This window comes from Wolbachia endosymbiont of Drosophila bicornuta (genome assembly GCF_028982105.1).
GTDB lineage: Bacteria > Pseudomonadota > Alphaproteobacteria > Rickettsiales > Anaplasmataceae > Wolbachia > Wolbachia pipientis.
Map to the genome: position 1 here is coordinate 1 of NZ_JAPQLF010000088.1, position 8,240 is coordinate 8,240.

6 protein-coding genes and 2 pseudogenes are annotated in these 8,240 nt (G+C 36.9%); 3 read left to right on the top strand and 5 right to left on the bottom strand.

What is annotated here, in order from left to right; all coding sequences use genetic code 11:
• Nucleotides 1–6: 6 nt before the first annotated feature.
• Both OZD68_RS06580 and OZD68_RS02480 read right to left on the bottom strand, forming a co-directional pair.
• Complete coding sequence (locus OZD68_RS06580) at nt 7–255, bottom strand: transposase (protein WP_182309100.1); 249 nt, start codon at nt 253–255, stop codon at nt 7–9.
• A pseudogene (locus OZD68_RS02480) lies at nt 248–1,088 on the bottom strand (IS982 family transposase). Before OZD68_RS02480 ends, OZD68_RS06580 begins: the two are co-directional and overlap by 8 nt.
• A gap of 85 nt (nt 1,089–1,173) precedes the next feature.
• Between OZD68_RS02480 and OZD68_RS02485 the strand changes: the two are divergent.
• The 3 genes and pseudogenes from OZD68_RS02485 to uvrB all read left to right on the top strand — a co-directional run.
• A pseudogene (locus OZD68_RS02485) lies at nt 1,174–1,494 on the top strand (transposase); the annotation flags it as partial.
• Nucleotides 1,495–1,586: 92 nt separating this feature from the next.
• Nucleotides 1,587–1,721: a hypothetical protein gene (locus OZD68_RS02490; protein ID WP_259366114.1), complete on the top strand. Its 135-nt coding sequence runs from the start codon at nt 1,587–1,589 to the stop codon at nt 1,719–1,721.
• Between the two features lie 272 nt (nt 1,722–1,993).
• Nucleotides 1,994–3,901 carry an excinuclease ABC subunit UvrB gene (gene uvrB, locus OZD68_RS02495; protein ID WP_182309930.1) on the top strand — a complete coding sequence of 636 codons (1,908 nt, stop codon included), beginning with the start codon at nt 1,994–1,996 and terminating at the stop codon, nt 3,899–3,901.
• Nucleotides 3,902–4,081: 180 nt separating this feature from the next.
• Here uvrB and OZD68_RS02500 read toward each other — a convergent pair whose 3' ends face one another.
• The 3 genes from OZD68_RS02500 to OZD68_RS02510 form a co-directional block, all read right to left on the bottom strand.
• Nucleotides 4,082–6,874, bottom strand: a complete 2,793-nt coding sequence (locus OZD68_RS02500) for a hypothetical protein (protein ID WP_275008910.1) — start codon at nt 6,872–6,874, stop codon at nt 4,082–4,084.
• 44 nt (nt 6,875–6,918) lie between these two features.
• Complete coding sequence (locus OZD68_RS02505; RefSeq protein ID WP_182309932.1) at nt 6,919–7,116, bottom strand: hypothetical protein; 198 nt, start codon at nt 7,114–7,116, stop codon at nt 6,919–6,921.
• Nucleotides 7,117–7,387: 271 nt separating this feature from the next.
• Nucleotides 7,388–8,240, bottom strand: an 853-nt coding sequence (locus OZD68_RS02510) for a nitrogenase component 1 family protein (RefSeq protein WP_275008912.1), incomplete at its 5' end; no start/stop codon positions are given.

Below are 8,240 nucleotides of genomic sequence, written 5' to 3' on the forward strand. Positions count from 1 at the left end.
AACATCCTATGCATAATTACAGCTAATTTTCTTGCTACTGCTACAATTGCTTTTTTCATTCCTTTTTTCTTCGCAACCCCAGTTTTTTAATTTAAATGTCCTCTTGGTAACTGTAAGCATTGTTTGTGCAGCTTCATATAACATACTTCTACATTCCGCTGGTCCCATCTTTGATATGCTGCCATGCCGATCAACTTCTCCAGAAGAATATTGCCTTGGTGTCAACCCTATATACCCCAGTTGCGGATTAGCCAACGAAGTAAAGCTTAGAAATGCAGCGGCTGTATGGAATATGAAACAAGCGTAGAAAAAATGTGTACCAAAAAATTTATCGGTGATCTGTGGCGAGTATGCTCAATCTCAAATTTGTTTTTCAGAGAGCCAAAAACTGTCTCAATAATCGATCTTTTTCTTAACAAAATCTTCTCATTTAGCGCCATTAATGAGTTTTTCATACCCTTTTTTATACTGGTTACAAGCTTTAACCCTCTATCGAATAATTCGTGAAAAAGATCTTTTTTGATATATCCTTTATCTCCAAACAATAATCCAGTCAATTTCTTAGTTAAATTTGGCACAGGTATCAACGTTGCCTTTTATCACCGTAACCCCTTGAATTTCGCCAGTTTCATTGATTACTAGATGTACCGAAAAACCACCCATAAGTAGTCTTTCCAATCTTTGCCAACCCTTTGAAAACTTTGTTTCGCGAGGTCCTTTTTGGATGGCAAACAGCGATAGATGTTGCATCTATGTACGAAATCCCTGTCACTTTTGACTGTTCGCAAAACCATTGCATTAAGAGCGCTAAATACCATAAAACCCGCGATTTTAACCTGATAAACCTACTATAGGATGGCAATTTTGGAAACGCTGATTCGTATAATAATTTCAAATAATGCACATAGAAAATTTTAAAATTGTCGCACTTGATATAGCAATATTATGGTAAAAATCTCTGAATGCGTAATCTCTGGCGTCCTGGTTGGTTTTTTGCCACTTGGTAGAAGTTTTTCTGCAAAATTTTCATCGACTGTATTGCAAAAATCATCGACTATACAAAAGATTTCTGTTACTTTCTCTTTCATTGGTAACCTCCTATTTTAGGAATGAATATCAAATACCTTGGAGTTTACCATATTTCCTTACCTTTTCTATTTTTTCTAATTTACAACTGGGGTTAGCAGTGCTGTGAGAATGGTTGAAAGCGCAAAAGAAAACCTCTCGGAAGTTAAAAATATACTGGTCGATGCAGGTTATACAGGAGAAAATTTTGCAACTCAAATAAAAACGATTATTGGAGCAACTGTAGAAGTAATAAAACGAAGTGAATTACATTCCTTTGCTGTATTGCCACAAAGATGGGTTGTAGAGCGATCTTTCGCTTGGTTAGAAAAATGCAGACGATTGTGGAAAAATTGCGAGCGAAAACTTAACACTAGCCTACAAATGGTGGTTCTTCCCTTCATTTCTCTTCTATTGAGAAGATTTTAAACAGGTTCTAAATCTTTATTTTAAAAATGTCATATTGACCACCGGTACCTGAAAATATAGCTCTTTTTACAATAATCCGAACAGACCGTAATATGCTACTGGCCTGCTATAGCCATAAACACATATCTTATCGCATTCGGACTATTATAAGAAAGGCTATACTATTCCAATTGATCAGAGCTATCCATTTCCTTAATTTTTGTAACGTTGTCATAGGAGTACTATAACTTTAGTATCAACTATGTTTTATTGTTTTTGCATCTAAAAAAATTTAGCTTATTCAAGCAGCATTTTGCCTTTTTTTGGATGTAGGGATTTTTTAGGAATTGTCTTCTTGAATTCTATGGTATTTTGTTTAACATTGAAACAAGATTCCAGTGTCAGCTACTTGCATGACATTGTTGGTTAATGTTTTATGGCTTTACGATAGCTATACAACTTATCCTAAAAGCAATATAGTATTTACTATACAATGAATCAAAGATAGTAAGTAAAGTCTATGGAATTTCAAATCGCTACACATTTTCAACCGGCTGGGGATCAACCACAGGCAATCGATAGCTTAATTGCAGGGCTAAATAGCAATAAAAGAGATCAGGTTTTGCTTGGAGTTACTGGTTCTGGGAAAACTTTTACTATGGCAAATGTTATTGCAAGGACAAACAGGCCTGCATTAATTATGGCACACAATAAAACTTTAGCAGCACAGCTTTATGAGGAAATGAAAGGATTGTTTCCCCATAATGCTGTTGAATACTTCATTTCTTATTATGATTATTATCAACCTGAAGCCTATTTACCACAAACTGATACTTATATCGAAAAAGATTCTGCAATTAACGAAAGAATTGAGATGCTGCGTTATTCCACCGTCTGCTCCCTTTTGGAGCGCATGGATACGATCGTAGTTGCCAGTGTTTCCTGCATATACGGTCTTGGTTCGCCTGAGAGCTACCGCAGCATGATCATACCGCTTAGTGTTGGAAATAAAATTCGTATTAATGATTTCCTGAGCAACTTAACTGATCTTCAATACAAGCGCTCTGATGCCAGGTTTGAGAGAGGATATTTCAGAGTGCGCGGCGATATTATTGATATATTTCCTTCCCATTATGAAAATAAAGCTTGGCGTTTATCGTTATTTGGCGATGAAATAGAAGAAATTTCTGAAGTTGATGCTATAACGGGCAATGTTACCAAAGGCGTAAATAAAATCACCATTTTTCCAAATAGCTATTACATAACCCCGCGTGAGGCTTTGTTGCAGGCAATTGAACTAGTCAAAAAAGAGCTGCATGAACGCTTGGATTATTACTACTCGCAAAACAAGATTGTTGAAGCAAAGCGCCTCGAGCAACGCACTAATTTTGATATCGAAATGATGAGAACAACAGGAATATGTAAAGGTATTGAAAATTATTCGCGTTATCTCTATGGAATGGAAGCTGGGGATCCACCACCTACTTTGTTTGAATATTTACCCAAAGACGTAATTTTATTTGTTGATGAGAGTCATGTCACCGTTCCTCAGGTTGGTGCGATGTACAGTGGTAATGAGGCGCGTAAAAAGAAATTGATTGACTATGGCTTCAGGCTCCCTTCCGCTTTTGATAATCGTCCATTAAAATTTGAAGAGTGGGAGGGAGTTAGGCCGCAGACTGTTTACATTTCAGCCACTCCCGGAAAGTATGAGTTGGCAAAGACCAGTAATGTATTTATAGAGCAAGTTATCCGTCCAACAGGGCTTACGGACCCAATCTGCATTGTAAAACCAATAGAGAGTCAAATTGATGATGTAATTCATGAGGCACAAGTGACAATAGGGAAGGGATTTTGTGTTTTAATCACTACATTGACGAAAAAAATGGCTGAAAATTTAGCTGAATATATGAGTGAATTGAATATGAGAGTGAGTTATTTGCATTCTGATATTGCTGCGCTGGAGAGAATAGAAATTATATACAAATTGAGATCTAAAGAAATCGATGTTTTAGTAGGTGTTAACTTGCTGAGGGAAGGTCTTGATATTCCAGAGTGTGGGTTGGTTGCAATTTTGGATGCTGATAAAGAAGGATTTTTGCGATCGGAAACTTCATTAATTCAAACGATTGGTCGTGCTGCACGTAATGCTGAAGGTAGAGTAATTTTGTATGCAGATAAAATCACTGGTTCTTTAGATCGTGCATTGAGAGAGACCGAAAGAAGAAGAAAAAAACAAGAAGAACATAATATATTGCACAATATTATCCCGAAGACTATAATAAAACCTATATCAAACACCTTACAGGAGAGGGCAATAGCAGAACCGAAAGTAAATACTGATAAGGATGATTTGAGAAAGCAAATGATAGAGCGTGCTAAAAATTTGGAGTTTGAAGAAGCAGCAAGAATAAAAAAATTATTGTAAGGTTAAGTAATATATGATGCTATGGGCATAGCATGAAAGTGTAAATAATTTTATTGATATCTTTATATTAATACTTTTTAAACATTTAGTACCATGCAATACTTACAATGGACAAGAAAAACCAACACCAGTGCTCTCAGGGTCAGCTAATAAAACACTTAGGTGGCTGAGAGCAGTGGATTAGGTACGACTGTTAACTTTTTTCTCCTGCAAGTATTGCTCGATCTTAGTAGCATCCATTTTAGTTCTAACAGTGGAAGTACTGGAGTTCGATGAGACTGACGACCTACCACTAGCTTCTAGTTCATCTTCATCACTTCCAGTATCACTAGTCGATTTTTGTGAAGACGATCCTGAATAACAACCACTATCTGCAAAACTTGTAGAAGCGTTACCACCAACTTTTTGTAAATCTGAGAGTAGTTGCTTCTCCTCTTTCTCAGGAGAAGAAAGGAGTAAGTCTAGCTTCTCTTTCCCACCAGGAGTATACAGCAAGTATTTTAACTGTGCATCCTCAAGAGAGTTGGAATCTAGTTTCTTCTCCAGCTTAGGACAAAGAAATGGGCGTAGTTCCTTCTTCTCGTCATTAGTAAGAGGTTTTTCTTGAGGAGAAGCCACTTTTGAGAGTGAAGAATTACGGTGAAGCCATTTTGCTAATTTGTCACGAAATGAACGGTGTGACATATTTTTAGGTTCTACACGAGAATAAATAAGCAAGGATATTATATTGCCTGCCTCAGGAGAGAAAGGTTTGGATATTCGCTCTCCCTCAGGAGACAAAAGTAATGGTACTTTCTCTTCCCCTTTAGGAGAAAGAACTAAAGGTATCAGCTTTTGCCCCTCAGGAGAAGGTGAAAACAGTAGCTCTTTTCCCTTAAGAGAAAAAAGTGAATGCAGTTGTTGTTCATTCTCAGAAGAAAAAAGCGAGCATAGTTGCTTACTCCTCTCAGTAGAAAAAAGAAAGTCTAGTAGGTTTTCCTGTTCACAAGGATCAGAAATCGAGGATAACTGCTTTCCCGCCTCAGAAGAAAGAAGTGAGGGTAGTTGCTTCTTCCCTTCAGAAGAAGAAAAATAATCTAGAAAACACAAAAAAGCTTTTACTGTTTCACTACTAGCACAAGTAGAAAAACCCGCAAGTGGCAGTGACTGTGGCCGCTTATTGTCTACGGGAGGATTTAGATCTTTCCTTGATTCAGATATCCCTGGAACAGTACTAGTAGTGATAGAAGAATTCGACTGTGACCGCTCAAGCGACTCGAAACCACTATCTTTAGAAATTTTAGAATTACGGTCCCAGGGCACATTTGGCTTGCTTACGGCATCTTGTGGCAAGGGTTCTGGAATACCACCATTCGTTTTAGAACGTAATGCTCGTATTTTTGGTCCATTGAGAAATCCGCCATCATCTGGTTCAGTAACAGGAGAAGTCACTCCTGAGGGTGGATTACTTAAAGATGGTTTTTTACTTACAGAACCCTCAGGAGTACTCGCACTTGAATACACCGAATCACGTTCTTGCTTTTTTGGCTTCGCTTTAGAACACTCATCACTACTTTTTCGATCACTTTCATCAGTAACTTGCTGTTTTTCAGATTCCTCATTAGAAACCTCAAGATTTAAGAATGTTGAACTATCCCATGCTCTAAGAGAAGGAATCGATGATGATCCACAGGTCAAAGATAGCTGTAATTGACCACAAGTGGATTGACTTGGACATATTTCTCCGGAAGATAGCCGTGATTGACCACAAGTGGATTGACTTGAATCTATTTCCTCCGGCACCAACTGAAACAGCCCCCTTTTTCCTCCCTCTCTTTCTGATATTTGCCTGGGAGGCCTCTCTAACCCTTCACCACGACTTCGCTTGGGAAACTCCTGTATATGTGATGCTTCAGCTAATAGCGCTCGAGGAAGCTCAGGGTCAATGGCCAGTTCATGGTCTTTGTTGATCACAGAGTTTTTTATTATTTTGGTTATCACACAGTGAGAAATTTCTTTATTAGAAAAGTCTATACCGTATATTCCTCTACTACCAAATACTGGTAGGTGTTTTGGTGAAGTGTAACTTTCAATATTATTTAACACAACCATACCAAAGCTACTATTAATATTATCTACTTCTTCTTTGGTTAAAAATCTATGATAGTTATCACAACTTACAATAGGAACTAAAATTGAATCCTCATTATTTCCTGAATAAGAAGTATGAAAGACATAATAAAGAGGAGGGCATGCTTTACGAATGAAGCCAGCTATTAAATACTTAATCTTCTCAATAGCTGGATCATCTGAGCTAGAAGTTTGAAGATCACGTCCTATCAAACATGCTTGACTTTCTTCTATCTCATTAATGAACTTAGTTTTATCAAAGAGGCTTTTCTTTATATATACACAATTGTCCTTGAATTTCAAGAAATCATCAGTTCTTTTAGGACTATTTTTATAACCTTTTACTGTCGCTGAGAATGACTCTATAAAATACTCTTGTAACCTTTTATCATAGAAACGCATACAATATAGATAAAATTTCCTGTCAAAGCTTTCATCAGATGTATACTCTTCTACATGTTCTAAACCAAAATTTCTTCCCATAGCACCTGTGATGTCTCTCGCAAGCCCATTAGCTAGCAAACATTTTAGATTGAAAACTATACTTTGACCTATCGGCACTGAAAATCTATACTTTCCATTACTATCTACCAATTGGCTCCGATTGAAATTAAAAGGAAATGATTTCATATCAAAAGATAAACTAGCAGTACTTTCATTTCCACAGAATGTTTCTACTATCCTTCCTTTCATATTGTCTAAATACTTCATGCACTGATCAGCATCCATACTTTTATCAAATGAGATAACAATATGATCCTTGTTACGTAAACCTCGATGTACATTTTGTACTTTTAGATTAGTATTAATAATATTGTTATAACAAACACTAATATTAAATGCCTTTACTAATGCTTGATTCATTTCACTCGCACTAAACATAATACCCTCCCTACTTTTAATATACCTTAAAATCTTGAACTGCCTCGACCACTACTTTTACTTTTATTGGATTCATCCCTTCTTTTCCTCTCTTCATCTTCACGCTTAAACCTTTCACCAAAATTCTCTAGCTTTTTCTGATCTAATTTAGTTATATCAACTCTCCCTCCTCCTGGTGCAGTATTATCAAATTGCCTTTTGCCTGAGCCATTATTACTATGCATATTAACCTCTAGTAAAAATATTATGTGACTAGTGTACTAAAAATAAAATTAAGTGCAAGCACTTCTTTATATTTTTTTTAAAAAATTTTATTCACTCTTTTTCATAAAATTCAGTTTTCTAGATTCCAGCGTCACGCGCTGGAATGACACCTGTATTTCTCTTTGCCATCAATCCCTACTCTTTAATGTCATACCAGTACCTCTTTTTCTTGTCATCCCAGTGCCCAGACACTGGGATCCAGTCTTTTTTGTCATCTAAAGCTAACACTAGCTATCCCCTCGATGGTGCTTTTTCTGGTCCCTTTCCTATTGAATCCACATGATTATTAACTTTTACATCATCAATCAATCTTTTTGGTGGTTGAGCAGTACTAGCATTAGACTTTCCATTAGAAGCTTGTTCTTGCTGATTGTCAGATGGAATATTCCGTTGATTATTATTACTCAAATTTATCCTTCTTGACTGTGTACTATCGAGTTTAAACTTTCCACCTCTTTTTTGCTGATCTCTCTTCGGCGTCTGCCCTGTAGGCTCCGGTGGACACACCTCTTTCTTCGGTCCCTCCGGCTTCGCTTTTTTCTCTTCTTCCACTTTTGGTTTTGTTTCTTTTACCTCGCGGATCTCCTCCTTTATAACCTCTTTAGGTATTAGTTCTTTCATAGGTTTTGGTAAAAGATCAAGCTCTGGTTTGCTCAGAGGGACTGGCCTTACAAATCCGGGTGAAATTTCAAAAAGGAAAACTGGCACTTTAGGCTTTTCTCTTTCGTCTAACTTGATTTCTACGTTTTCGCAAACTTCTTTATTTTCTTCCTTTAATGATGTTTTTTCTGCTTTTTTATCTTCTTTTTCTGTAGATGCCTCTACCGCAGCCGCCAACTCAACTCCAAACATCTCTGCGAACATTGTAACAATCCATCCGACAACGGCCATTTGTAACCTGAGTTTCAGATCTTGCAATGCAGTTAATCTTTCTAACGCCCTTGCAAACTCTTCTTCTGATAACTCACCACTGCCTAATTTCTCCTGCAATTCTTTTATCTCTTTGTCCAACCTCTGATTGAAACTTAAATCGCGTGCAAAAATCTTCTTGATTAACTCCTTAAGCTTGTCACGCATAAATTTA